Annotated in this window: 26 protein-coding genes; 9 read left to right on the forward strand and 17 right to left on the reverse strand. The window is 63.0% G+C overall.

The genetic code is table 11. The features are described 5' to 3' along the window. Window positions 1–78: 78 nt before the first annotated feature. Genes ACTJKX_RS29230 through ACTJKX_RS29275 form a run of 10 tightly spaced genes read right to left on the reverse strand, consistent with a single transcriptional unit; the run spans window position 79 to window position 9,150 of the window. Window positions 79–1,341 carry a class I SAM-dependent methyltransferase gene (locus tag ACTJKX_RS29230; RefSeq protein WP_394312006.1) on the reverse strand — a complete coding sequence of 421 codons (1,263 nt, stop codon included), beginning with the start codon at window positions 1,339–1,341 and terminating at the stop codon, window positions 79–81. Window positions 1,342–1,365: 24 nt separating this feature from the next. Next, window positions 1,366–2,748 (reverse strand): sigma-54-dependent transcriptional regulator, encoded by a 1,383-nt coding sequence (locus ACTJKX_RS29235; protein WP_149249678.1) that lies wholly within the window; start codon window positions 2,746–2,748, stop codon window positions 1,366–1,368. After that, entirely contained in the window at window positions 2,723–4,525 is a 1,803-nt protein-coding gene (locus tag ACTJKX_RS29240; RefSeq protein ID WP_440727438.1) for an ATP-binding protein, read from the reverse strand. The genes ACTJKX_RS29235 and ACTJKX_RS29240 overlap by 26 nt, the downstream gene beginning before the upstream one ends. 2 nt (window positions 4,526–4,527) lie before the next feature. After that, window positions 4,528–4,923, reverse strand: coding sequence for an EamA family transporter (locus tag ACTJKX_RS29245; RefSeq protein ID WP_440727400.1), 396 nt, complete (start codon window positions 4,921–4,923; stop codon window positions 4,528–4,530). Continuing rightward, window positions 4,920–6,056: a GNAT family N-acetyltransferase gene (locus tag ACTJKX_RS29250; protein WP_367624336.1), complete on the reverse strand. Its 1,137-nt coding sequence runs from the start codon at window positions 6,054–6,056 to the stop codon at window positions 4,920–4,922. The genes ACTJKX_RS29245 and ACTJKX_RS29250 overlap by 4 nt, the downstream gene beginning before the upstream one ends. Then, on the reverse strand, window positions 6,053–6,955 hold the full coding sequence (locus ACTJKX_RS29255) for an alpha/beta hydrolase (RefSeq protein WP_311945001.1): 903 nt from the start codon (window positions 6,953–6,955) through the stop codon (window positions 6,053–6,055). Before ACTJKX_RS29255 ends, ACTJKX_RS29250 begins: the two co-directional genes overlap by 4 nt. Then, a complete protein-coding gene (locus ACTJKX_RS29260; RefSeq protein WP_311945002.1) occupies window positions 6,952–7,314 on the reverse strand; it encodes an EamA family transporter in 363 nt (120 codons plus the stop codon). Before ACTJKX_RS29260 ends, ACTJKX_RS29255 begins: the two co-directional genes overlap by 4 nt. Next, entirely contained in the window at window positions 7,311–8,225 is a 915-nt protein-coding gene (locus ACTJKX_RS29265; RefSeq protein ID WP_311945004.1) for an arginase family protein, read from the reverse strand. Before ACTJKX_RS29265 ends, ACTJKX_RS29260 begins: the two co-directional genes overlap by 4 nt. Continuing rightward, entirely contained in the window at window positions 8,222–8,938 is a 717-nt protein-coding gene (locus ACTJKX_RS29270) for an HAD-IB family phosphatase (RefSeq protein ID WP_394312009.1), read from the reverse strand. The genes ACTJKX_RS29265 and ACTJKX_RS29270 overlap by 4 nt, the downstream gene beginning before the upstream one ends. Continuing rightward, on the reverse strand, window positions 8,935–9,150 hold the full coding sequence (locus ACTJKX_RS29275) for a hypothetical protein (protein ID WP_440727401.1): 216 nt from the start codon (window positions 9,148–9,150) through the stop codon (window positions 8,935–8,937). Before ACTJKX_RS29275 ends, ACTJKX_RS29270 begins: the two co-directional genes overlap by 4 nt. Window positions 9,151–9,373: 223 nt before the next feature. Between ACTJKX_RS29275 and ACTJKX_RS29280 the strand changes: the two genes are divergently transcribed. Further along, window positions 9,374–10,228, forward strand: a complete 855-nt coding sequence (locus ACTJKX_RS29280; RefSeq protein ID WP_440727402.1) for a fatty acid desaturase family protein — start codon at window positions 9,374–9,376, stop codon at window positions 10,226–10,228. A gap of 62 nt (window positions 10,229–10,290) precedes the next feature. Beyond that, a complete protein-coding gene (locus ACTJKX_RS29285) occupies window positions 10,291–11,637 on the forward strand; it encodes an aspartate aminotransferase family protein (RefSeq protein ID WP_311945123.1) in 1,347 nt (448 codons plus the stop codon). 66 nt (window positions 11,638–11,703) lie between these two features. Here ACTJKX_RS29285 and ACTJKX_RS29290 read toward each other — a convergent pair whose 3' ends face one another. Continuing rightward, window positions 11,704–12,648: an NAD(P)/FAD-dependent oxidoreductase gene (locus ACTJKX_RS29290; protein ID WP_440727403.1), complete on the reverse strand. Its 945-nt coding sequence runs from the start codon at window positions 12,646–12,648 to the stop codon at window positions 11,704–11,706. 204 nt (window positions 12,649–12,852) lie between these two features. On the opposite strand from ACTJKX_RS29290, the gene ACTJKX_RS29295 reads away from it, so the two are divergent. Beyond that, window positions 12,853–13,317: an RrF2 family transcriptional regulator gene (locus tag ACTJKX_RS29295; RefSeq protein WP_440727404.1), complete on the forward strand. Its 465-nt coding sequence runs from the start codon at window positions 12,853–12,855 to the stop codon at window positions 13,315–13,317. Window positions 13,318–13,343: 26 nt separating this feature from the next. Here the strand turns inward: ACTJKX_RS29295 and ACTJKX_RS29300 are convergent, their stop codons facing one another. Continuing rightward, window positions 13,344–13,817, reverse strand: coding sequence for a winged helix-turn-helix transcriptional regulator (locus tag ACTJKX_RS29300; RefSeq protein ID WP_440727439.1), 474 nt, complete (start codon window positions 13,815–13,817; stop codon window positions 13,344–13,346). Between the two features lie 118 nt (window positions 13,818–13,935). On the opposite strand from ACTJKX_RS29300, the gene ACTJKX_RS29305 reads away from it, so the two are divergent. Then, window positions 13,936–14,856: an alpha/beta fold hydrolase gene (locus ACTJKX_RS29305; RefSeq protein ID WP_440727405.1), complete on the forward strand. Its 921-nt coding sequence runs from the start codon at window positions 13,936–13,938 to the stop codon at window positions 14,854–14,856. 316 nt (window positions 14,857–15,172) lie between these two features. Beyond that, the gene (locus ACTJKX_RS29310; protein WP_440727406.1) at window positions 15,173–15,472 is read left to right on the forward strand and encodes an I78 family peptidase inhibitor; all 300 of its coding nucleotides are present in this window, start codon (window positions 15,173–15,175) and stop codon (window positions 15,470–15,472) included. Window positions 15,473–15,522: 50 nt separating this feature from the next. Here the strand turns inward: ACTJKX_RS29310 and ACTJKX_RS29315 are convergent, their stop codons facing one another. Together ACTJKX_RS29315 and ACTJKX_RS29320 are read right to left on the reverse strand one after the other, a co-directional pair. Further along, window positions 15,523–15,771 carry a hypothetical protein gene (locus ACTJKX_RS29315; RefSeq protein ID WP_245196957.1) on the reverse strand — a complete coding sequence of 83 codons (249 nt, stop codon included), beginning with the start codon at window positions 15,769–15,771 and terminating at the stop codon, window positions 15,523–15,525. Window positions 15,772–15,812: 41 nt separating this feature from the next. Next, the gene (locus ACTJKX_RS29320; protein WP_311945111.1) at window positions 15,813–16,532 is read right to left on the reverse strand and encodes a DUF3053 family protein; all 720 of its coding nucleotides are present in this window, start codon (window positions 16,530–16,532) and stop codon (window positions 15,813–15,815) included. 261 nt (window positions 16,533–16,793) lie between these two features. On the opposite strand from ACTJKX_RS29320, the gene ACTJKX_RS29325 reads away from it, so the two are divergent. Beyond that, the gene (locus ACTJKX_RS29325; RefSeq protein WP_440727407.1) at window positions 16,794–18,221 is read left to right on the forward strand and encodes a CoA transferase; all 1,428 of its coding nucleotides are present in this window, start codon (window positions 16,794–16,796) and stop codon (window positions 18,219–18,221) included. Window positions 18,222–18,400: 179 nt separating this feature from the next. Here the strand turns inward: ACTJKX_RS29325 and ACTJKX_RS29330 are convergent, their stop codons facing one another. Continuing rightward, window positions 18,401–18,607, reverse strand: a complete 207-nt coding sequence (locus tag ACTJKX_RS29330) for a hypothetical protein (RefSeq protein WP_367624347.1) — start codon at window positions 18,605–18,607, stop codon at window positions 18,401–18,403. A 234-nt stretch (window positions 18,608–18,841) separates the two neighbouring features. Continuing rightward, on the reverse strand, window positions 18,842–20,470 hold the full coding sequence (gene groL, locus ACTJKX_RS29335; protein ID WP_440727408.1) for a chaperonin GroEL: 1,629 nt from the start codon (window positions 20,468–20,470) through the stop codon (window positions 18,842–18,844). Window positions 20,471–21,206: 736 nt separating this feature from the next. Here groL and ACTJKX_RS29340 point away from each other — a divergent pair. Both ACTJKX_RS29340 and ACTJKX_RS29345 read left to right on the forward strand, forming a co-directional pair. Continuing rightward, on the forward strand, window positions 21,207–21,671 hold the full coding sequence (locus ACTJKX_RS29340; RefSeq protein WP_440727409.1) for a hypothetical protein: 465 nt from the start codon (window positions 21,207–21,209) through the stop codon (window positions 21,669–21,671). A 133-nt stretch (window positions 21,672–21,804) separates the two neighbouring features. Continuing rightward, a complete protein-coding gene (locus ACTJKX_RS29345) occupies window positions 21,805–22,734 on the forward strand; it encodes a cation diffusion facilitator family transporter (RefSeq protein WP_440727410.1) in 930 nt (309 codons plus the stop codon). Between the two features lie 109 nt (window positions 22,735–22,843). Here the strand turns inward: ACTJKX_RS29345 and ACTJKX_RS29350 are convergent, their stop codons facing one another. After that, a complete protein-coding gene (locus ACTJKX_RS29350) occupies window positions 22,844–23,566 on the reverse strand; it encodes a class I SAM-dependent methyltransferase (protein ID WP_440727411.1) in 723 nt (240 codons plus the stop codon). Window positions 23,567–23,934: 368 nt separating this feature from the next. On the opposite strand from ACTJKX_RS29350, the gene ACTJKX_RS29355 reads away from it, so the two are divergent. After that, window positions 23,935–25,194, forward strand: coding sequence for an NAD(P)/FAD-dependent oxidoreductase (locus ACTJKX_RS29355; RefSeq protein ID WP_440727412.1), 1,260 nt, complete (start codon window positions 23,935–23,937; stop codon window positions 25,192–25,194). Window positions 25,195–25,217 lie beyond the last annotated feature (23 nt).

Below are 25,217 nucleotides of genomic sequence, written 5' to 3' on the forward strand. Positions count from 1 at the left end.
GCGGCTATTCCATCAGTTCGTTGCGTTCGAAGGTTTGCCCGGCGGCGAGCCGGGCGGGAGCAGTTGGCGCGCGCCGTCTCAGGCCGCGCTGTCGAGTTGCGTGTCTACATTTGTAAAATTGCCGGCGGCCGGTGGGTGCGCCGCGGCGATATAGTCGCGCGTCATCGGCAGGGCCTGGTTGGACTTGGCGAGCTGGATCTGGAACACCACGAGGTCTTCGCAGCGGAAGGCAACCTCGGCGGCGGCAAGGTAATATTCCCACATCCGGCAGAAACGAGCGTCGTAGAGCGCCTCGGCCTCGCTCCAGCGCGCCAGGAAGCGCTCGCGCCAGGCTCTCAGGGTTTCGGCGTAGTGCAAGCGCAGCACCTCCACATCGGTGACGATCAGCCCGGCGCGTTCGATGGCCGGCAGGATCTCCGAGAGCGAGGGAATATAGCCGCCGGGGAAGATGTATTTGTCGAGCCAGGGCGTGGTGAAGCCGGGTTCGGCCGAGCAGCCGATGGTGTGGAGCAGCATCACCCCATCATCGGCCAGGAGCCGGGCCGCCGTCCTGAAGTAGGTCTCGTAATGGGCAAGGCCGACATGCTCGAACATGCCGACGGAAACGATGCGGTCGAAATGCCCCTGGACGCTGCGATAATCGGTCAGGTCGAAATGGATGCGGCCTTCGGCGGCACCCTTGGGCCGCGCGCGGGCAAAGGCGAGTTGCTCTTCCGACAGGGTGACGCCGCGGACCTCGCTTGCACCCGCTTCGGCAATCGAGCAGGCGAGGCCACCCCAGCCTGAGCCGATGTCGAGCACCTTGTGCTGTGGCCCGATCCGCAGCTTGGCGATGATGTGTTGCTTCTTGGCAGCCTGAGCACCCTCCAGGCTCTGGCCCGGATATTCGAAATAGGCGCAGGAATATTGCCGGTCGGCATCCAGGAACAGATTGTAGAGGCGTCCGTCGAGATCGTAGTGATGGGCGACATTGCGCTTGGAACGGCTTGGCAGGTTGCGCAGCCGGAATCGACGCAGGGCGGCGCGGGTACGATCGATCAGGCGCGCGGGCAGGGGATGGGTCTGGTTCTGGCCCTCGCGCAGGATGAGATGGACGAAATCGTAGATCGAGCCCTGCTCGACCAGGAAGCGCTCGTCCATGTAGAGCTCGCCGAGCCGCATGTCGGGATCGGTCAGTAGAGCGATGACGCCAGCCCGGTCGGTCAGGCGGACGGTAACCGCTTCGCCACTGCCGTCACCGAAGGCGAGCCTGGTTCCGGCGGGCGTCACCACCGTCAGATTGCCGTGGCTGACGATCCTCGCAAAAGCCCAGCGCAGGATGCGGTCCAGGGTGGAAGCCATCTCATGATCTCCTATGGGGCGACGCTAGGAGCGCGGCCCGACCGTCTTGGAGACGGTGATGTCGTATTTCTTCAACCGGTGCCAAAGGCTGCGCTCATTGATCCCGAGCAGTTCGGCAGCGCGTACCTGCACGCCATCGGCCCGCTTCAGGGCCTCGACGATGAGACCGCGCTCGAAGGCGGCAGCTGCATCGTCGAGTTGAATGGGGAAGTCCTGCGCCGCGCCGTTACCTGGCTTTTCGGCGATGTAGGGCGGCAGGTCGGTGGCCGATATCACCGGGCCACGTGCCGAAATCAGCGAACGTTCCACGCAGTTCTGCAATTCGCGGATGTTGCCGGGCCAGCGATAGGCGGCCAGCACGCGCACTGCATCGGGACTGAAACGGATGTCGCGCTTGCCGAGCGTGGGCGCGAGGTCGTCGGCGAAAAGATCGAGAAACAGCGGAATGTCCTCGGCGCGTTCGCGCAGCGGGGGCAAGGCAATCGGGAAAACGGCGAGGCGGTAATAAAGGTCCTCGCGGAACTTGTTCTCAGCCACCATCTGGGTGAGGTCGCGATTGGTCGCGGCGATGATGCGCACGTCCGCCGTGCGCGACCCCGTCGCGCCCACCGGTTCATATTGACGCTCCTGCAGCACGCGCAGGATCTTGGCCTGCAGGTTCAGCGGCATGTCACCAACCTCATCGAGGAAGAGCGTGCCGCCCTCGGCCTGGGCGAAGCGGCCGACGCGGTTGCTGACCGCGCCGGTGAAGCTGCCCTTCACATGACCGAAGAACTCGCTTTCCAGCAGCGCTTCGGGAATGGCGGCGCAATTGACTGCGACGAAGGGCTTGCGCTGGCGCGGGCTGTTGAAGTGGATGGCGCGCGCCACCACTTCCTTGCCCGAACCGCTTTCGCCGGTGAGCAGCACGGTGGTGCGCTGTTCGCACACTTCGCTGACCGCGCGCAGCACCTTCTGGAAGGCCGGAGACTTGCCCACCAGCGTGTCGAACTTGTAGCGCCCCGCCAATTCCTGGCGTAGCCGTTCATTGTCGCGCAGGGCCTCGTGAAGGCGCAGCGCGTTGGCGAGGGTCGTCGCCAGTTCCTCCTGCTCGATCGGCTTGTCGATATAGTCGAAGGCGCCATCCTTGATGGCCTGGACCGCGTCGCGCACCGTCGAATAGGCCGTCATGATCACCACCGGCATCGAGGGATGGCGACGGTGAATCTCGGCCAGCAATTCCTGCCCGCTCATGCCGGGCATGCGCAGATCGCTGAGCACGAGGTCGACGGGTTCTTGCTCCAGCCGCTCGAGCGCGGCAGCACCGCTGCTGGCGGTGAGCGGGCGGTAGCCCAGCCCCTCCAGCACGCCGCTCAGCACGTCGAGCAGCTTCACCTCGTCGTCAACGAGCAGGATCGTTTGGGACATCGCCTGCCCTCCGTTGGGATGCGGGTATCACGAGTTCGAAAATGGCGCCGCCATGCGCAGCGTTGCGGGCCTCGATCCAGCCGCCATGGCCCTCGGCAACTGCGAAGACGCGGGCGAGGCCGAGGCCGGTGCCGCTGTCCTTGGTGGTGACGAAGGGATCAAAGATGCGGTCGATCAGGGTTGGCGGGATGCCCGGGCCATTATCGGCAAAGATGAAATGCACCTCGTCTCCTTCGCTGGCGATGCGGATATCGAGGCGCGGGCGAACGGCAAGGCCGGGTGCCGTCGCCAGTTCGGGCATTCCTTCCATGGCTTGCAGGGCATTGAGCACCAGGTTGAGGCAGGCCTGGATCATCTGGTCGCGATCGACATGGATGCGGGCACCGCCGCTTTCATCCTCGACGTTGACAAGGATTTTCTGATGCTCGATCTCGCTCTGGCAACTGCCGAGAACCCGGTCGATCAGATCGACGGGAGCCAGGTCCATCATGCGCTGCGGCGGCCGGGCAAAGGCCAGGAAGTCGCGGATGAGCTGGTCGATGCGGCGGACTTCGTCGATGACATAACCGAGGCGCCGCGTTTCCACCTCGGTCAGATTGGCACCGTTCTGCAGGAGTTCGGCGGACGTCTTGATGATGCCGAGCGGATTGCGCACCTCATGGGCGAGGCCGGCGGCGACCTCGCCGAGCGTGGTCATGCGCTCGCGCCGTCTGAGCTTGGCCTCCATCTTGCGCAGACCCTCCAGCTGCTGGGCCATCGAGTTGAAGGCGGTGGAAAGCTGGCCGAGCTCGTCATGGCGGCGCGTCGGCACGCGTTGGGTGAAATCGCCCTTCGCGATGGCGTTGACGCCTTCCGCAAGGCGGATGACCGGGCTGGTGAGCAGGCGCGACATGATCAACCCGGCACCGAGCGACAGCAGCATGCCGAAGGCGAAGATGGCGATGAACAGGTTCTTGCTCGTCACCCAGTCGGCAATACCCGACTCCGAACTGAGGCCGCAAAACAGCACGCCGATGAGATTGTTGCCGTCACGGATCGGCGCATAGATGCCGATGGAGGTATCCTCGCCGTCGATGTCGGCGGATGTATACTCGTCAGCGGCGTTGCCGGCGACTTCGGCCAGCGTTGCCGGGGGCAACGCCACTGAGGTTTGGCCGCCGGAGGCGTAGACCTGCGTGAACTGACCGTTGACCTTGTAGTAGAGGCGGACGGTCAGCGACGACAGCGCTCCCATATTGGCGACGAAGCTCTGGTCGACCAGCGTGCCGATCAGCACATGGTAGCGCTGGCCCTGATAGTCGAAGGTGCTGGAACCCGCTGCCATCAGGGTCGGCGTACCGTCGATCACGTCGAGATAGAGCTTCTGCCCCTCGCCGAAGGGCACGCTGGTGATGTTGGTGGCGGGCTTGGAGGAGAAAACGACCCTGCCTTCATTGTCGGAGATCAGCAGGAGGTCGTAGCCGAGCGCGTTGATCATATGCGACACTGCCGGTGGCATCTCGCGCGACTGCCCGGTGACGAGAGCGGTCAGGCTGCCATTCTCGGCGAGCACGTCGGCGATGCTGGCGGTTTCCCGACGCTGGTCGAGAATGTTGGCCACGAAGAAGTGCGAGGTCTGGAACAGCCAGGCCTCGACATTGTCCTCGAAGGTGGTGGAGACGACCTGCGTGGCGAATTTGGTCGCGATCAGCATCGGGATGACGCTGATGATCACGAACACGCCGACGAGCTTCCAGCGTATCGACCGGCTCCACCATTTATAGAGAACGGTGAGCATCGTCACCCGTCGCCTCCTCCCATGACGACCACCCCTGCGACGATCAGGCCGATGCCGACCAGGCGCCAGGGTGTGAGCTCTTCACCAAAGACGTAGTGGGAGGCGATGGCAACCACCAGCATCACCACGGCGGTGAGGGGAAAGCCGAAGCTGAGCGGAATGCGATCGAGGATGACCATCCAGGCCGAGAAGGCCCCGAGATAGCCGAAGACACCGACGATGACCCAGGGATTGCTTGCTGCTTGCATGAGCCAGGCCAGGTCGAAGGGCAGATGGGCCAGCGCTTCGCCGCCGATCTTGAGGGCAAGCTGCGAGGTGGTCTCGAACACGAGCAGGAGCAGCCACGCGAACAGGGTATTGCGGTAGTCCGGGCGCATGGCGGATATCGCGTTGGTCATGCCGCTTCCTTCACGAGATTGGCGATCGCGGGATCGAAACGGTCCAACCGCACGAATTTGGCGACGACTTGCAATATGGTGTTAATTGCCGCGTTGCGATGGCGGAAATATTGCCAATTGGGCTGCAAGCGGCAGCCGAGCCGCAGCTTGGGGCCGTAGAAGGCCTGGCCGCTCTGGTAGACGGGGATGCCGCGCTCGATGCAATAGCGGACATTGTGCAGCCAGCTGTTGAAGTAGAGATTGAATTTCGGAACGACGGCGTAGTTCATGCCGATATATTTGTCGATCAGGCGATCCGCGGTCTCGATCACGAAATTGAAGGCGACCAGCTCGTCGTCGTGCCAGTAGAGGAAGACACTGGCCTCCGGGGCGAGAAAGCGCAGCAGCTGCGGGAAATAGTCCGGCGGCAGATATTCGAACTGCAGGTCGCTGTGGGCGACGGTCTGCTCATAGAGAGCCGACACTTCGCCGACCACGTGGTCGATATTACGGCGCTGCTCGACCCGGATATCCTTGAAGGCCTTGAGCTTGCGCCGCATATCCTTGCGGGTGGCCTTGCTCAGGCTCTCGAGATAGCCGTCGAAACTGCCGTAAGGCAGGTCGAGCACGGCCGTGGGCAGGCCGGGCAGACGCGTGAAGCCGCTCGGCGCGAGCGCGCCTCGCCATAGGCCGTCGTCCCGGGCAGGAGCATCCTTGATGCCGAGCAGGCCGTAGCGCTTGGCCGCCCCGAATTCCTGCAGCGCGGTGACGATGCGCCTGAGCAAGGCCGGGCGGTCATAGGCCGGCACCTCCGGCGCGAAGCCGAGATGGCAGATCTCGGCAACCGGCGAGCCGAAGGCAATCAGGCGCAGCGACAGCAGGGCCGGCAGCAGGCGATGGACCTGGTTGGTGATCCGCTTCAGGACGCCCTGCACGGTGGTGTCGAGGCGATATTCGGTGCCGAAGGCTGGCACCACGGCGACCAGGCGGCCATTGTCGCGGATGGCCGCGTAGTACCAGGTGAAACCGGGCGGGCCAGCTTCCTCGCAGGCGCGATAGAAGGCCCAGTTCTCCGGGTCGGACGGAAAGCAGCGGTTCCAGTCCGCGCTGTCGAAGGCGGTGATCGAGTTTTCGACGACGGCGGTGAGCGTCATGATCGTCCTCGATTGAGCGCCAGGCTCAGGCTGGGAGCAGCAAGCCGGCGGGGCTCGGTACGCTTGAGAAAACCGACGGAATGATCGATCACCAGCTCACGTTCCTGGTCGAGCGTGATCATGTGGTAGCTGTTCTCCAGCAGGATCTTCTCGACATTGCCGCCAAGATTGGCCGCCAGGTAATTGGCATTGCGGATGCTGGTGACGTCGTCCTCGCGGGCATGCAGGACCAGGACCGGCATGCGCAAGGCGGGCAGGCGCGGTTTCAGGTCCCGGATGAGATAGAGAAGCTGGGCAAGGCTGCGGCCGGGCATATAAAGCAGGCCCGCCTCTTCGCTGCGGCCGGACTCCATGGCGGCCTGCACCCTGGCCCGCAGCCTGTCGTCCTTGATGCCGTAGGGAAAATTCTCGCGGAAGCGGAAGAAGCGCCCGAGCCCGAGCAGGATGGCCCCATGCAAAAGCACACTGCCGCGCGGCACGCTCCAGCCGTCATAGAACATAGTCGGCGAATAGAGCAGGCAGCCGGCCACCCGGTCGGACCGGTGGGATGCCACCAGTAGGGCTAGCAGCGCGCCCATCGACAAGCCGCCGACGAACACGGCGTCGTGGTCCTGGCGGATCCGGTCGAAGGCTTCGAGCGCGCTGGCGAGCCAGTCCTTCCAGCCGGTCGCGGTGAGGTCGGCCTCGCTGCCGCAATGGCCCGCAAGCTGCACGCCGTAGACCGAATAGCCGGCCCTCACGAGACCCTTGGCGACCAGCTTCAACTCGGCCGGCGTGCCGGTGAGCCCATGGATCAACAGGATGGCAGTCGGGCCGCCGGCATAGTGAAAGGCATGGGGCTGGGCGGGAGCCGGCGAGCTTTCGGCCTCCGACTTGCCGATAGGGGTATGGACGTTCATGTCGAGGTCCCCACAATGGCGACGCCTACGGCGATGAGAGCGGTTCCAAGCCAGCGCCGGCGCGATACCGGTTCCTTGAGAATGAAGCGGCTGGCGAGTGCAATGCCGCAATAGGAGAGGCTCGCCAGCGGGAAGGCCACGCTCAGCGGCATGCGCGACAGCACGAACAGCCAGGCGCCGATCTCGATGGCGTAGGTCGCCACGCCCAGCCAGATCAACGGCGTCGTCGTGACCTTGAGCCAGACCGGCCGCGAGGAATCCCCGCCCGTGACGCCGTCGAGGCCCGCCTTGAAGCAGAGCTGGCCGACGACGTCGCACAGGATCGTGCCGAAGAGGACCAGAAGGGCGAAACCGTTCATAGGGCAGCCTCGAAGGCGGCGATCAGCCGCTCGTTGGTATGGGCATTGACGGAGAGATCGGGTTCGGCGTCGGAACGCGGCTGGTCGAGCCGGGCCTCGATGAGCTTGAAGGGATTGCGGTGGCGGATCGGCGCGTATTCGCCGCAGATATCGGCGCCGACCACGCTGAAATTGGCTGCCAGGCGTCGGATGGCTTCGATCAGGCGTTGCAGCGGCAGTCCACCCTGGTCCCAATTGGTCACGGCTTCCGTCGGCGGCAGCACGTCCTTGTCGATGGTGATCCAGATCCGCTCGGTCGGCACACGCTCCATCAGGGCGCAAAGGAAGTCGCCCCAGTCCTGGTCCACCAGATTGTGCCAGCGGATCAGCCCGTCGGCGGCGACATGCCCGGCGCCGCTGCGGACGGCCTTGCGTGTTTCCGAGGGACCATGCCACCAGGGGAAGAGTTCCAGCCGTCCATTCGATAGAGCCTCCAGATTGGCGCCCTTGCGATCTGGACGCACGAGATCGTCGCTGCAGGGGCCGATGGTGACGACGCGCTGGACATGCGGCAGGGCGAGCGCTTCGTTGACCCAGGATCCGCAATGGCGGCGGGGCATGGTCCAGCACCAGTCGGGGTGATTGTCGAAATGGAGTACGGTCAGCGGCCCCGGAGCCGAGGCGATGAAACTGGCGGTGAGGTGGTGGAAATCACCCGAACCCACCAGCGTCAGCGCCGGTCTCGACGAGGCCGGCAGGCTGGCCCAGAAGCTCTCGAAGGCGGCATAGGCCTGGCGGCGTGCCCATAGACGCAGGGCCGGCCCAAGCGAGCGCAGGTCATGCAGGACAGCCTGGCCGGACTGCAGGCGCCGGGCGACCGGCCCCTGGCCGGGTAGGCTGCCGTCGAGATCCAGGACCCGGATCGGCATCATGGCAGCACCCTGCCGGGGATGCCGGCTTCCAGCAGGGCGGCTTGCTTTTCCTGTCCGAGAAAGGCGCCGCTGGGTGCGTGTGTGGGAAGGTCGGCCAAGCCGGCCGCGCCGAGGTTTGGCAGCCGCTCGGCCAGGAGCCGGGTGACCTCGGCAAAATCCGCATAGGGCAGGTGCACGATGCCGTTGGCCTGGCAGTGCTCCCGCAGGCCTGCCTTGGCAAAGACGAGATCGACGACCCCGGCCGCGCAGTAGTCGGAACGTCCGTCGCCGATCAGGATGGTGGTGTGCGTCTCCGCGGTGCCGGCCGAACGCACGGCTTCGCATTTGCAGGTTCCGGCCGCCGAATGACAGGCCGAGGAGGCATACGGGCTGAGCATGGCATGACGATCCTCGGCCAGGAACATCAGGCGATTGGCGATAACCGGCAGGTCGCCCAGGCCGACGCGCGACAGGATGCGCCGGATGGCGTAATCGAGGCCGTCGCTGACGATGATCGGCTCGATGTCATGGTCTCGGCAGAAGGCGACGAAATCGACGAAACCAGGATCGATGTCGACGGCGTCGAGCAGATGATCGAGGGCAGGGCGGCTGCAATGCAGCAGCGCCACCTGGCGGGCCATGCAAACGGCGGAGCCGATCAGGCCCGCCTGCCATTGGGCTTCGATGTCGCGCCAGCCAGGTGCCGCAAAGGCTTCCAGCAGCACGTCGGTCACGTCGCTTGTCGCAATCGTTCCATCAAAGTCGCAATATATCCGATACGCCATTTCACGATCCGCCGGCAGAAGGTTTTGCCCTCTTCATCGCAAGATGCATGCCAGTCGGCTTTCTTGGGATCGCAGGCGTCCTCGTCCGCTTTTCTCTCGCTTCTCAAAGCAGTTGTTACGGCTTGTGGCGGCGAATGAGCGCAGGCGAGGGCACGGATCACCGGCCTTCCTCCAAATTGCGAGCTACAAGTTTTGTAGCTCGCGTCAGGAAATGTCGCGGCGCTGGCCGCCCTCCCATTCGCGGCTATGGCGCGCAACACGTCGAAAGTCGTGGCGGAATGCGGGCATTCCAGGCTTTGGCGGTCTTGGCACGTTCCTTGCGGTTGGTGTGGCAGCCGCTCTGTGGGTCGCCGCAACCAGGCGACCGAACCAGGAACGTTCAAGATGCGCATTCTGCACTATTCAAAATGGGACTGGGTACCCGTCGTACTCGGGACCGCTCATTTCCTCGCCGTGATCGGGTTGTTCGTCGCCTTCCCGCATTTGTCCTGGTGGAGCTTCATCTGCCTGGCGCTGGTCTATTCGCTATCGATATCCTGGAATATCAATAGTATATCCCACAACTTCATTCATAATCCGTTCTTCGCCAGTCAGACCCTGAACGTCGTCTTCAGCTTCATGCTGTCGATCACGCTCGGCTTTTCGCAGGCCATGTATAACTTCGTCCATATGCGCCATCACAGCGGCAATATGGACAGGCCCGATGAAGCCGGAAAAACCATCGATTACCTGTCGATCTACAAGCATGGCCATGACGGCAAGCCCGAAAATGTCTGGGCCTATACCTTCCTCAGCTATTTTCGCGATGACCCGGCCGAGATCCTCCGGGCCATGGCGCTCAGGCGCCCGGGGGAGGCCCGGCAGGCCAAGTTGGAACTTGTTGTGATGATCGGCTTTTATGTGGTGCTGGCGCTGCTCGACTGGCGCTTCATCGTCTGCATGCTGCCGTTCAACTATCTGGGCCAGTGCCTGTCATCCCTCAACGGCTATTACGAGCATTTCGGCGGCGACCCGGAAAAGCCGCTGGCCTGGGGCGTGAGCACCTATGAAAAGGTCTACAACTGGACCTGGATGAACAATGGCTATCACGCCGAGCATCATTACCGGCCCAAGGTCCATTGGACCAAGATGCCCGAGCTCCACCGCACCATTGCCTCGGAGCAGGAGCAAGCCGGCACGCGGGTGATCCGCCCGCCGCATCCCCTTGGCTTCCTCGACGCCGATCTGGCCCAGCACTGACGCACGCCCGTCGGCTCCCACGTGACGCGCCCGCCAAAACCCTCCTCAAGCGAGACAATCCCGTGAATTACATCAGCCCTTCCCTCACGCGTACCACCACCAGCGCCTCCCTGTTCGAAACGGCGCGCCATGTCATTCCTGGTGGCGTGAACTCGACCGCCCGGGCCCAATGGTCAGGCTGGCTGCCTTATCCCCTGTTCGTCGAAAAGGGCGAAGGATCGCGGCTCGCCGATGTCGACGGCAATCACTACATCGACTATCTCCTCGGGCTTGGCCCGATGATCCTGGGACATCGCCCGCCCAAGGTAACCCGTGCCGTCGTGGAGTTCATCGAGCAGCGCGGCACCGTCTTCGCTTTGCCGACGGCCGACGAGGCGGTCCTGGCCGAGAAGATCGTGGCCGCGGTCCCCGGTGTCGAGCAGGTGCGCCTGTGCAATACCGGCACCGAGGCGGTGCTCTATGCCACCCGACTGGCGCGGGCCTTCACCAGGAAGCGCAAGATCATTCGCTTCGAGGGCATGTATCATGGCTTTTCGGATGGAGTGTATTGGAGCAAGCATCCGCCGATCGACAAGGCTGGACCCGATCACAGCCCCAAGGCGGTGGCGCAGGGTCCCGGCATGCCGCGCGGGGTGGAAGAGAACCTGATCATCCTGCCCTGGAACGATGCACAGGTGCTGGCCGACGTTCTGGTCAGGCATGGCGAGGAGATCGCCGGCATCATCACCGAGCCGGTGATGTGCAACACCGGCTGCATCCTGCCCAAGCCCGGCTATCTGGAGGCGATGCGCGATCTCGCCACCCGGCATGACGTCGTGCTGATCTTCGACGAGGTCATCACCGGTTTCCGGCTCGGCCTCGGCGGCGCCCAGGCGCGGTTCGGCATCCGGCCTGACCTGTCGGTGTTCGCCAAGGGGCTCGGCGGTGGCTTCCCGGTAGCGGCGCTCGGCGGCCGCAAGGAGATCATGAGCCTGGTCGCCGACGGTACCGTGTCGATGGCGGGCACCTATACGGCCAACGGCATTGCGGTCGCCGCCGCCAATGCGGCGCTGGACGAACTCGGTCGGGACGGGACCTATGAACAACTGGACGCCATCTCGGACGAATTGAGAACCGGCCTCGACCTCGTCCTGAAGCAGGCCGGGCTGCCTGCCTATACGGTCGGTCTCGGCCCCCTGATGCAAGTGTGGTTCGCCGACAAGCCGATCCACAATTATCGCGACGCCGAGCGCCATGCCGACCAGGACCTGTTCCGGCGCTGGTTCGAGGGCATGCTGGAGCGCGGCGTGCTCTTCCATCCCGGCGCTTATGAGAATCTGTTCGTGTCCACGGCTCATAGCCGCGAGGACATCGCCGTGACACTGGCGGCCGCCAGGGATGTCGCCGACAGCCTCGCGCGGACGATGTGATCATTCCGGTCGCACGGTGGCTTGCATCCGGTGGACGGTCGCTTGCATTCTGCCCGACGCGTCGGATCAGCCTTGCGTCGTGCTCTCGAAGACAAGGGAGCGGTGCGCCGACACGCCCGCCATCACGCCGGCAGCCGAAGCCATCGTGGCATTCGCCATCATGCTGGTGACGTCGCCGGCGGCAAAGACGCCTTCGATGCTGGTACGCTTCTGGTCGTCGACGCTGATGAGGGGACCGAGAGGACCGTCTTCGATACGGCAGCCCAGTTGCTCCGCCAGCGGCGAGGTCAGACAGGTTCGCGGCGCGGTGAAGATGGCCTCGACCGGCATTGTCAGGCCATCGGCGGAGCGGACCGCCTCGATCGCCGTGCCCCGGCCGAGGATCTCGACGATCGGGTTGCGCTCGACCGCGATGTTGCGGGCGTGGAACAGGGGCAGAAGGTCCTCGTCGGGCTCGAATCGGCCCTGGGTGAAATAGGCCGTCGGCCCCCAATCCGACACCAGCACGGCCTGGTGCGCCGACATCGGATGGTTGGCGATGACACCGAGGCGGCGCTCCGCAACTTCAAAGCCGTGGCAATAGGGACAGCTGAAGATAGACAGGCCCCAGCGCTCGCGCATGCCTGCGATCTCCGGCAGTTCGTCCCCGACGCCGGTCGCCAGGATCAGCCGTCGGCCACGTATGATGCCTTTTCCTCCAAGTTCGATTTCGAAGAACGCCCCGCTCCGGCGTGCCTGCTCGGCCTGGCCGGCGAGGAAGCCGAAAGTCGGATAGGCGGAGAGCTGGGAGAGGGCGGTGCCGATGATCTCGCGCGGCGGGCGTCCATCCTGGCCGAGAAAGCCATGGGCGCTCTCCACGAAGCGGTTTCGCGGCAGGCCGGCATCGATGAGCAGCACCCGGCGTCGAGCGCGGGCGAGCTGCATCGCCGCGGAAACGCCGGCAAAACTGCCGCCGATAATGATGACGTCGTGAGGGGAATGGTTGGCACGGTCGAGAGGCGACACAGTCATTGAAGTACCTTGAGTCCGGTGTTGAGAAACCTTTGCTGGCACGCCTGCCAGATACGTATCATTGAAAGTTACATGATAGTTCGGCCGGCGAAGAACGCAACTTTTATTGTTACGAGATTCAATTCCGGTTATCACGGATAGCGGTAACCCATCATCGCCACGGTGCAGCGGCCGGTCGGAGATGCTGAAAGGAAAGGGGACCGAATGGCTCGCGACAGTCGGCTGTCACGCATGCTCCATGTGCTGCTTCATATCGATCAGGCCGAACGCGGGTTGACCTCGGACGAGATCGGCCGGATGCTCGACACCAATCCTGTCGTGATCCGCCGCACCATGGCGGGCCTGCGGGAGCAGGGCTATGTGACCTCGGAGAAGGGCCATGGCGGGGGCTGGAAACTGGCCCGACCTCTGGATCAGTTCACCTTGCGCGATGTCTATGCCGCCATCGGCGAACCGCCCATCTTCGCCTTCGGCCTCGCCGAGGACCATGCACAATGCCTGGTCGAGCAGGCGGTCAATGCCCGCCTCGACGATGCGCTCGGCAAGGCGCGCCAGTTGTTGCTCGATCAGTTTGCCAAGGTAACGCTGGCGGATCTCTCCGCCGATTTCCAGGTACGCCTGGCCGCTCATGGCGAACGCCGGTGCGATGCGCATCGGCAGGAGCGCTAGAAAGGTCTATTGCGCGGGAGGAGGGGTCAGCCCGCCTTCTCTGCATCCATCCGTCCCGGTGGGCTTCGGACGAATGTGTCCTGTGCGCCCAGCACGCGTCCGTCCTGGGCGCGAAGTTCGAGCCTGCGCACGGGGAGGGCGGTCTTCTTGTCCACCAGCAGTACATGCGCTTCGTCAGGCTCGAAGAAGAAATCCTCCCCCCATTGCCGCAGGGCGACCAGAACCAGGAACAGGCCGCGGCCCTTCTCGGTCAGAACATATTCGTGATGGGGGCCGCCATCGCTGGCAGGCACCAGATCCATGATGCCATGGCTCACCAGATTGCGCAGCCGCACCGACAGAATGTTCTTGGCCAAGCCTAGATTCTTCTGAAACTCGCCGAACCGGCGCAGGCCGTCAAAGGCGTCACGCACGATCAGCAGCGACCACCAATCGCCGATCGCATCCAGCGGCCGGGCGACGCCGCACAGGGATTCCTGGTGGCTTATTCTCTTGGCCATGACATTCGTCCACCATTCTCGTCCGCGCTCTCGTTTCGGAATATAGCGGTTGCAAATTAAAACCACAAGGTTTATCGAATCCATGGTTTCAATCTAAAACCATGGATTCGACATTCTCATGATCGAGGCAGAGGCCACCTTCGATAGGACCTTTCCGTTCGCCCCGCACTTCACTGACGTGGCCGGCTTTCGAATGCATTATGTCGATGAAGGACCCGGCGATGGCGAGCCCATCTTGTGCCTGCATGGCGAGCCGACCTGGGGCTATCTTTTCCGCAATCTGATTCCTGTGCTGAGCCGGACGCATCGCGTGGTCGTTCCCGATCACATGGGTTTCGGCAAGAGCGAGACGCCGCAAGGGCGCAGCTATTGGCTGCAGGATCACATCGACAATCTCGAGCGCTTCGTTCTTGCCCTCGATCTCGGCAACATCACTCTCGTCATGCATGATTTCGGCGGCCCCGTCGGCATGGGACTTGCTGCGAGGCAACCGCAACGGATCCGGCGGATCATCTCGGCCAATGGGCCGACACCCTTCGGGCAGGCCGATCTGGTCGAACGCCTCACGGCCAATGCGCAGGTGTTGCCCTGGTTCCAGTGGATTGCGAGAGCCCATGCCGGGGGTGTGCTGACAGGGATGCTTGGCCAGCTCGGCTTCAACATTTTGAGCACGTTGAAGCTGAACGGCTTCGAGAACAATACCATTGTCACCGACGCTTGGCTCTCAGCCTATGGTGCTCCTTTTTCGGAGCCGGCCGAATGCCTGGGTGCAATCGGCTGGGCTGAGGGCTTCGCCCTGGGTATCCACCGCTTCGAGCAGCCCAGCCCGGCTGCCATCGAGATCATTCGCGACAAGCCTGCTTTGGCGATCTGGGGGGAGGCGGACCGCACGCTCCAGGCCGGGCATTTCCTGCCCTTGTTCTCCGAGCTTTTCCCTCGGGCGCCCATCGAGCGGCTGAAGGGAGTGGGACACTATTGCTTCGAAGATGCGCCGGACACCCTTGCCGATCTGATCGGCAATTTCATTTGCCGGTCGTGAGATCGCGCAGCAGTCGCGCGGTGACCACCCTGCAGTCCTATGGCTTAGCCGAGTGCGTAGGGTCTCCGCCGCGCGGGTGAGTGTCCACGCATGCGGGATGATCGGCTTGCCATATCGAGGCCATGCCTCCAGGCTAGAACGTCAGGATAGTTCCTTGATTCTTAGAATAAAAAATCCATGTAATGTATTGAGATATATGAATTAATATATGATTTCTGCTGGATCGCGTCGGTGGTGAGACGGCCGACCCTCAATCCGGCAAGACAGCATCCGATCGTTTTTTCAACGATCCGATACCCGCCATGAGGAATTCGTCATGCCTGTCGGCCAGTATAAACTCCTCCTGCCATTCCTACCCTTTGCCATGCTTGCTCTGGCGGCTTGCGCCTCCAATGCCGCACGGCCGGGACAGCCTCCAGCCTGTGTGGCGGAGGCGGCGCAACACCTGGTGGGTCGGCCCAAGCCAACCGATGATGTGGCCAGGAAACTGACCGGCGCCCAGATCGTACGCCAGATCAAGCCAGGCCAGGCCGTCACCTTCGATTTTCGTCCGGACCGGGTCACCATCACCACCAACCCGGCGACCGGGCGGGTGGTCAGCGCCGGTTGCGGTTGATTGAAGATCGCCCTTCCATCCTTTCGGAAGGGCACCGAGGCGATGGCCGGTTACATCCAGCTCCGGCCGTCGCCGCTGGAGCAGCCATAAGGCGGCAAGCGGTCGCCGAAACGCTTTTGCAGCTGATAGCACCCCCATTTGCGCAGGGCCATCGGCATGCGGCTGTTGAGCTCGATGCCGACTTCGTCGAGCGGGTCCTTGGCGGCCGTCACATAGTCGTACCAGCGATAGCCGGCCGTGCCGACGATGGCGATGACGGCCACCACCACGATCATGATGAGTTTTCGCAAGATCAGCATATTGAATACCTATGGCCTGATGAAATCGAAGGAGGGCTGGCTCAGTTTCCCGTGCCGAGCATGGAAGAACGGAATTTCTGTTGGAGGGCCATCACGGCCTGCCCCTTGGCGTTGAAATCGTTGAGCAGAGGCTGCAGGGACGCCAGGGTCTTCTGATCCTTGGCAGTGATCATCATGCCGGTGACTTCGAGCTTGTCCTTGTGGCTTGCGATGAAATCGGAGAGCTGCAACGCGGCGGCAATCATGTCCTGGACCGGCGGCAGCATCTGCTTGACGCTGCTGGCCACGTTCGTCACGTCCCGCTCATAAGCCTTGTCGAAAACGGCCTTGAGATCTTCGGGCTGCTTGAGCTGCGCCTTGGCGTCATTGGCCTTGGCAAGGGCCTGGTCGATGGCACCACCAAGCTCGCCGATGAGATTTTGTACGGCGACCAGATCCTCGCGTCGCGACGCCAGATCGCTCATCGAACGGATGGAGCCCTTCGCCATGATGGCGCTGAAGCGCTGCTGCAGATTGCCTGGCTCACCGGTCGGGCCTGCCGCAAAGTCGGTGATGATGGCATAGTCCTTGACGTAGGGGCCGAAGGCGTCCTTCTGATTGCCGCTCAATTGCGGCACATGAGCGCCCGGCTTGTCGAGGATGCGGGTCTGCAGGAATTCGATGAATTCCTTGCGCTGGCTGGGTTCCTGGTCACCGCAGGCCGAAAGGGCAAGGCAGAGCAGAATCCCCAGAAAGGCCAAGGGGCGGGCAAACGAGTTCATACTGTCGATTCCAGGCAATTCGAATTGAGTGATTTGAAGAGAAATTCCAGAAAGAACATTGAAATCATAGCAATTTCACCCTCTGGAGGCGGCGCGGACACGGTCGAGGGAGAGGAGGCAGGGCAAGCGTACCTAGCACGCCATGTCATTCATTCAAGCTTTGTGCGCTACCAGTTCGGCTTTCAGGTTTCAGCACCGGGCGACGCCTGAGCCCTGACGTCTGCTGAGTTGTTCATCGAACAAGATCATATTGAGGCCTCCATGCACGACGACATCGCCGCGACATCGCTTTCCTCGACGGTTTCCGCTCCTGCGGCATGTTTCCTCAGCGAAATCTGGCGCGCGGTCGGCGGGGATCCGGCACATCTCCGCCATCTGGCGATAAACGGTACCGGCGCTCTGCCCTCGATATTCCACGTCACCGATCTCGCCAGCGCTGCCGTGGCGGCCGCTGGCCTCGCCGTCGCCGAGTTGGTATCGCTGCAACTGGGCAGGTTCCCTGCCGTGCAGGTCGATCGACGGCTGGCCTCATTCTGGTTCCTTACCTCGCTCCGGCCTCAGGGCTGGTCGATGCCGCCGCAATGGGATGCCTTAGCCGGCGATTATCAGGCGGCGGATGGCTGGATCCGGCTGCATACGAACGCCCCGCATCACCGCGATGCGGCCCTCGCCGTCCTGAAGACGCCAGCGGATCGCGAGGCGGTGGCTGCCGTGGTGAAGCAATGGCCGGCCGTGGCCCTGGAGACAGCCATCGTCGCCGGTAATGGCTGTGCCGCCGCCATGTACACGCTCGAACAATGGGTCGATCACCCGCAGGGAAGGGCCGTCAATGCGGAGCCGCTGCTGCATCGCAGCAGCAGCATCGGCGGCAACCGACTGCGTGCGACATTGTCGGCTGGCCGGCCCTTGCAGGGCATCCGCGTGCTGGACTTGACGCGCATTCTTGCCGGGCCCGTCGCGACACGCTTCCTCGCGGGCTTTGGGGCCGAGGTCCTGCGCATCGATCCTCCTGGGTGGGAAGAGCCGGTCACCGTACCGGAGGTGGTGCTCGGCAAACGCTGTGCCCGGCTCGACCTGAAAAACCCGGATGATCTGCATGCGCTGGAACGGTTGCTCACACGAGCGGACATACTCGTTCACGGCTATCGGCCCGATGCCCTTGCCCGCCTCGGGCTTGGTTCCGCGCGCCGGCGCCAGCTCAATCCCGGGCTGATCGACGTCTGCCTGGACGCCTATGGCTGGAGCGGGCCGTGGCAGGGCCGCCGGGGCTATGACAGCCTGATCCAGATGAGCACGGGGATTGCCGACGCAGGCAGGCGGGCGGCAGGGCGCGATCGTCCGACACCACTGCCGGGACAGGCGCTCGACCATGCCACGGGCTATATCCTGGCGGCAGCGGCCATCCGCGGCCTAGTGGAGCAACTGCAGACGGGGCAGGGATGCGAGGTGCGGGGATCGCTGGCTCGGACCGCACGCCTCGTGGTTTCAAATGGAAACCAGTCAGTCGCTATGGAAGCGCCGGCATCCGAGCAACCCTCCGACTGGTCCGAAATTGTCGAGCAGACAGGCTGGGGGCCGGCCCGGCGCATCCGCCCGCCGGTCGTGATCGCGGATAATCCCATGGCTTGGGACTTACCCGCATCGAAGCTGGGATCGTCTGCGGCGGCTTGGCTCGCCGACAAAGCCTGACGCATCAGCAGCACTGCGTTCGTGCCCGAACCCATGGCACCGAAGATCCTGTTTCTAAAGCGTTTTGCGATTTGGCGGAATCACCAAGAATCGCAAAGACGCCTTAGCCAATCCTTTGGATTGGCCTTGGGAACAAGGAGTTAGAGCAAATAGGCGTTCACACTTGATCGCGCTTTGCTCTAAGGCCGGGCCAGCGAGGCGCGCTTGTGCGCCGGATGGTTCCAATAGGTCGTCTGGCCCTGATAGGCCGAGACGCCGGCAATGGCCGTCGTCACCATGGCCACCGCGAGTGTCGCGACGATGCAGGCGGCGAAACAGTACTGGCGACGGGCAATCCTCCGGCCAGCCTTCCCGGCCTGGGATTGTCCCTCGATAAGGTCCAGCAACGTTTCTTTCCGCACCAAGATCTCGCCCTCGAACTGTCGACATGACGTAACGACAAGGCAGAACGCGACAGGGCTCGTCAGTGCGATTTCGCACATTGCGATCATCTCCCGATCACAATGGCTGGAAAAGCAGCCGGGACCAGTCTGCGGGCGACGTTTTGGACGGCACTGCCTCAGGGCCAGCAAAGGCGCGAGTTCCCCTGGTAGCCTATCCTGGCTGCGATATCACGGCCCTTAAAAGCCCATGCCACCGCCGCCCGGCATGGCCGGTGGCGCCTCCTTGCCGGGCAGTTCAGCCACAAGCGCCTCGGTGGTGATCAGCAAGGCAGCGATCGACGCTGCACCCTGCAGGGCCGTCCGCACCACTTTGGCTGGATCGATCACCCCGGCCCGGACGAGATCCTGATATTCGCCCGTATAGGCATTGTAGCCCCAATTATAGCTGTCCTTTTCCAGAAGCTTGCCGATGATGATGCTGGCGTCGGCACCGGCATTCGCCGCGATTTGCCGAGCCGGCACTTCGATTGCACGTCTGACGATGTCGACACCGGTTTTTTGGTCGCTATTGCCCGGTTTCAAGCTGCCCAGGGCGCCGAGCGAGCGCAGCAGGGCCACGCCACCGCCGGGCAGGATGCCTTCCTCCACGGCCGCGCGGGTTGCGTGAAGCGCATCGTCGACCCGGTCCTTGCGCTCCTTGACCTCGACTTCGGTGGCGCCCCCCACCCGGATCACCGCCACGCCGCCCGCCAACTTGGCCAGGCGCTCCTGCAGCTTCTCCCGGTCGTAGTCGGAGCTGGTCTCCTCGATCTGGGCGCGGATCTGGCCGAGGCGGGCCTGGATCTCCGCTTTCTTGCCGGCGCCGTCGACGATGGTGGTACTTTCCTTCTCGATCACCACCTTCTTGGCCTGCCCAAGCATTGGCAGCCCGACATTCTCCAGCTTGATGCCGAGATCCTCGCTGACGACCTCCCCGCCGGTGAGAATGGCAATGTCCTCGAGCATGGCCTTGCGGCGGTCGCCGAAGCCGGGCGCCTTGACGGCGGCGATCTTCAGCCCGCCGCGCAGCTTGTTGACCACCAGGGTGGCGAGGGCCTCGCCTTCCACATCCTCGGCGATGATCAGCAAGGGGCGGCCGCTTTGCACGACGGCTTCGAGCAAGGGGAGCAATGCTTGAAGACTGGAGAGCTTCTTTTCATGGATCAGGATATAGGGGTCTTCGAGGTCGGCTCGCATCTTCTCGGCATTGGTGACGAAATAGGGCGAGATGTAGCCCCGATCGAATTGCATGCCCTCCACCACCTCGAGTTCGGTAGCCAGCGCGGTTGCTTCCTCGACGGTGATCACGCCCTCATTGCCGACCTTCTTCATCGCCTTGGCGAGGAATTCGCCGATCTCCGCGTCCCCGTTGGCCGAAATCGTGCCGACCTGGGCGATCTCGTCGTTCTTGGTGACCTTGCGGGCATGCGTTTTGAGATCGGCGACCACCGCGTCCACCGCCATGTCGATGCCTCGCTTGAGATCCATCGGGTTCATGCCGGCCGCCACCGCCTTGGCGCCTTCGCGGACGATGGCCTGGGCGAGAACCGTGGCGGTGGTAGTACCGTCACCGGCCGCATCGGACGTCTTGGCGGCGACCTCGCGGACCAGTTGCGCGCCCATATTCTCGAACTTGTCGGCGAGTTCGATTTCCTTGGCGACGGTGACGCCGTCCTTAGTGATGCGGGGGGCACCGAAGCTCTTTTCGATGACGACATTGCGCCCCTTGGGACCGAGCGTCACCTTGACCGCATCTGCAAGCAGGTCGAGGCCCTTCAACATCTTCTCGCGCGCTTCGGATGAGAACTTCACGTCCTTGGCAGCCATGACAATTCCTCCCTGGAATGGCTCGACCTTCGGCAAGACTGCGCTTTTGTGCGCTAACTTGTTGCTTTGACGCGGTTTTGCGACTTGGGAAATATCTTCATCGCATCGCGACATGCCCGAGCATGTTGCGATTTCTCCGAATCGATCTTTTCCACATTCCCTGTTTCGGCGTGTCTTGTTGATGGAGAAGTCTATCAACTTTTTGGGGGAAACGCTTCAGTCTGGATATTGTTCTCGTTCAGTCGTTCCGTGGCGACCTTGTCTGTTCTGGCTCTCGAATTCCTGGTGGCGGAGGAGCAGGCGAGCGGGATCGTCCTCAGTTGCCGGAAGGCAAAGCCGAAGGTGCAATGATCCTGCAGGGAACGCGGTATGACGATCTGTCGACGGGGAGAAGGCGGGATATTTCGCATTTCAACCGATCTGGCGGTTTGCCAAGCACGATCGAGGGTGTAATGCTGCCCGCATTCCACGACTCGCAAGCAACATACATTCCCGAATGAAACCCCCGTCCAAGCCTTTCTTCGTCGAGGTCAGGCGTTCGCGATCGATTCCGGCCCAGGCCTCTCCACCCGCGCGACCGACGTCGTCTTGGGAGGACGCGCCCGAGCCTGCCGGTGCGCGATCCAAGGCCTGGCAACATGCCGAGCAGTTCTTTCAGCCTCGAGCCGCCGAGCCCGGGCCGTCAGAGCAGGAGCCCCTCGCTCCTGTTGAGCCTGTGCCCATTCCGGCCCAGGCCGTGGTCGAGCCCAAGGACGAGACTGCCCATGTCGAGGCGCGCGACGGGAAGGGCGATAAGAACACCGTCAAACGCAGTCGCAAAATGGCGAAAGCCCCGCTGCTGCCGCCGGAGGAAGCAAGGGTTATTCCGGTAAGGAAGGCACGCAGGAGCAAGGCATCGCAGGAAGAGCATCCCTCGGTGCATTCCCAGCTGGCTCCTGATGTGGCCCCCGGGAACGATCAGGAACCGCCGTCTTCCAATCTGCCGGAAGAAGTCAAGACTGCTCCGCGCAAGAAAGTTCCCGCCTCGGAAACACCGCTGGACGAGGTTTCCTCCGAGAATGCGGCCGAAGCGGGTGCGCGCAGGCCTTTGTCGGCTCGCGCCGCTCGCTCCGCTGCCAAACCCGCGGAACGCTGGACCTGCCGGTTGCGGCATGTCCGCCGGAATCTGGGCTCTGGCCGTATCGGGCAACTGCGTCCGTAGCCCCGGAGGGGCATCGCCTTTTGACCGGGATGGCTGATACGAGTTATCGGCCTGGCAGGTCGCGCCGACCTGTGCCGATGCCGACATGGCTTGGCGGTGTGCTAGGTCTTGGCCGTTCGGCAGCGCGGGGGTGATGGTGCATACGGAACAGGGCATTCTCAAAGTCTCGATCGCCGTCACCATTTTCGTAGCCGGGTTCGGCGTGGTGTTCGGCCTGCTTTCTGGTTCCTTCTCCATCGTCTTCGACGGCGTCTATATGCTGGTCGACGCCAGCATGAGCGGCCTGGCGCTGATTGTGGCGAGCCTGATCGCCACCAATTCGTCCCCGGCCACAGCCGTGGGAAAGCTGCATGAGCGCTTCACCATGGGCTTCTGGCATCTGGAGCCGATGGTTCTCGGCCTCAACGGCGCCATGCTCATCGGGGCGGCCATTTATGCGATGATCAATGCCATCGGTAGTCTGATGGTCGGCGGCAGGGATCTCCAATTCGGATATGCCATCCTCTATGCCGCCGTGGCCTTGGCTGCCTGCATCGCCATGGCGGTGGTCGAAACCCGGATGAACCGGAGCATCCGCTCCGATTTCGTGGCGCTCGATGCCAAGGCCTGGATCATGTCAGCCTCGATCACCGGGGCGCTGCTTCTGGCTTTCTGCATCGGCTATGCGATCGAGGGCACCCGTTTCGATTGGCTCACTCCCTATGTCGATCCCGCCGTCCTGCTTCTGCTCTGCCTGGTCATCATTCCTCTGCCGGTTTCGACCGTCAGGCAGGCCCTGTCCGAGATCCTCCTGGTAACGCCGACGTCCCTCAAGGACCATGTCGACGCCGTCGCCAAGATCTTCGTCACCAAATACGGCTTTCTGACGCACAAAGCCTATGTCGCGAAGGTCGGCCGAGGTCGGCAGATCGAGCTCTATTTCATCGTGCCGTCCGGCCGGCCAGCCACACGCTTGGAGGAATGGGACCGCATCCGTGACGAGATCGGCGAAGCGATCGGCGGCGAAAGCCGGGATCGCTGGTTGACCATCGCCTTTACCACGGATGTCGAATGGGCCGTGTAGAACGGGCAGAGGATACCAGCGCCGCCTCTGCGAGAGCTGATCATATCTATAATTATAGTTTTATATCAATCAATTACATTGATATAATAATATTTTAGGTTGGATTTTCTCAAGCCAGGATCTTTGCCTTGAGCCAAAGGAAAAGCGGCAGGCGAGCCCATTGCCCGAGGCGGTCTGCATTCTCCATATCGGGAATGGGCTCGCGCAGGGCCGTAATCGCCAGGCCCGCCCGCGAGAGGGCAGCGACATAATTCTCAAGCGGTTGCGACCAGCCGGCAAAGTGCATGCGAAGTCCGTCATGCTCTTCTTCGCCTTCGAAGCGAACCCGGCCGTAATAGCTGCCTTCCAGGATGAAGGGCGCATCCGGCTCAGGGCCTGCGAAGCGGCCACGGTCCCGGAAGGGATGCACCAGCGATATCAGGAACTCGCCGCTCGGCTTGAGGACACGCCGGGCTTCGGCAACGGCCGCCGGTACATCCTCGACATCCATCAAGACATTATAGGCCATCACCAGATCGAAGCTGGCCGCGGCAAACGGTAGTTTTGCAGCTCCTGCAACGGCGTAGGCGTCGGCTGATTCCGCCTGCCGCGCGGCATCGACCATCGGCGCCACGGCGTCCGTTGCCGTCACGTGGTAGCCCAGCTTGCGCAGTTCGCGACTGACCCGGCCTTCACCGCAGCCTATCTCCAGAGCCTTGCCTTGCCCGGCACCGATGAAGGCAAGCAATGACTGGCGATAGGCCCAGAAAGCGTCATGGCCCGGCGATCGCGCCCAGGCGATCCACTGTTCGGCAATACGCGTCCAATGGGCCTCGTCCGCTGAACGGTCCATTTCGTCTCACTCCGATCAGATTGTGCTGATTCGAAGGAGCGAGCCTAGAGCAAAGTGCATTCAGGCGGGAAGGGCTGCACCTAACCCGCTGTTTCGGCACTTCTTTGTGCTCGATGACGGTCCATCGACACCCCCGGACAACCGCGCAGGCCTGGCGAATGATCCGTGCGGTTCTCTGCCCTTCTCGCAGACCAAGCGTCAAAGCAGCGCGGTTGCCGCATCATGCGACGAAATTGCTTGCGGGCACGACAGCGCTTGGCGCAAGGACAATCGGGAAACGGCCGGCCGTCATGGACTCCACGATGCAGCGGTCAAGTCTTGGCCACGAATCAGATCTTGGCCGCGAAATTGCTTGGGGGCAGCGGTCCATGGTTCAGGTCATCAGGCAATCGGGCGACGTATTGGTGCTCGGTGCCGGTATCGTCGGCGTCTCGGTTGCTCTGCATCTTCAGAAACTGGGGCGATCCGTCGTTCTCGTCGACCGCCGTCCTCCAGGCGAGGAAACCAGCTACGGCAATGCGGGCCTGATCGAACGGGCCAGCGTCATTCCCTATGGCTTTCCACGTGAGCTCTCGACGATTCTCCACTATGGGCTGAATCTATCTGCGGATGTGCGCTACCATTGGCGCTTCCTGCCCAAGGCCCTACCGTGGCTCGCGCGCTTCTGGTGGGAGTCCTCGCCCAAGCGGCTGCGCCGGGCTGCCCTCGATATGCTGCCCCTGATCGAGCATTCGGTGGAGGAGCACGCCAGGCTGATGGCCGATGCCGGTATTTCCGAGCAATTGCGACCGACCGGCTGGATGGAGGCCTATCGCAGCACCGCGGCCTTCGAGAAGGCCTGTTCGGCGGCCAGGCAGCTCGACGAATTCGGCTTGCGCTACGACCTCCTTGCCGCTTCCGCACTGCGAGAGAGGGAACCGAGCCTGGCGGGTGTATTCGCGGGTGCGGTGCATTGGCGCGATCCCGCCACGATTGCCGATCCTGGCCGGCTGGTGAAGGAGTATGCTGCACTTTTCGCCCGCAATGGCGGCAGCTTCGTCGAGGCCGACGCGACAGCCCTGCGGCAGGAAGAGGGCGGCTGGAGTCTGGAGACGCCGGAGCACCACTATCACGGCCGCGAAGCCGTCGTTGCCCTTGGGCCATGGTCGGACCGGCTCTACACGAAATTCGGCTATCGCGTGCCGCTTGCGGTCAAGCGCGGCTATCACGTGCATTTCAATCCGGCACCCGGCGCCGTCCTCAATCGGCCGATCGTCGACATCGAGCGTGGCTATCTGCTGGCGCCGATGACCCGGGGCATCCGGCTGACGACGGGAATCGAGTTCGCCGCACGCGATCACGCGCCGACGCCGGTACAGCTCGACCGGACCGAGCCGCATGCCCGCGAGGTATTTCCACTCGCGCAACGTGTCGAGGCTGCGCCCTGGATGGGATCGCGCCCCTGCCTGCCGGACATGCGTCCCGTGATCGGCCCGGCTCCACGCCACAAGGGCCTGTGGTTCGCCTTTGGCCACAACCATCATGGCCTGACGCTCGGTCCCGCCACGGGGCGACTGCTGTCGGAAATGATGGCGGGATTGCCCACTTTTGCCGATCCGACGCCCTTTGCAATGAACCGGTTCGGCTGAAAGACATAGGGAGTGCAGGCCGG

The sequence above is a fragment of the Labrys sp. 22185 genome, from assembly GCF_052045555.1.
GTDB classification, from domain to species: domain Bacteria; phylum Pseudomonadota; class Alphaproteobacteria; order Rhizobiales; family Labraceae; genus Labrys; species Labrys neptuniae.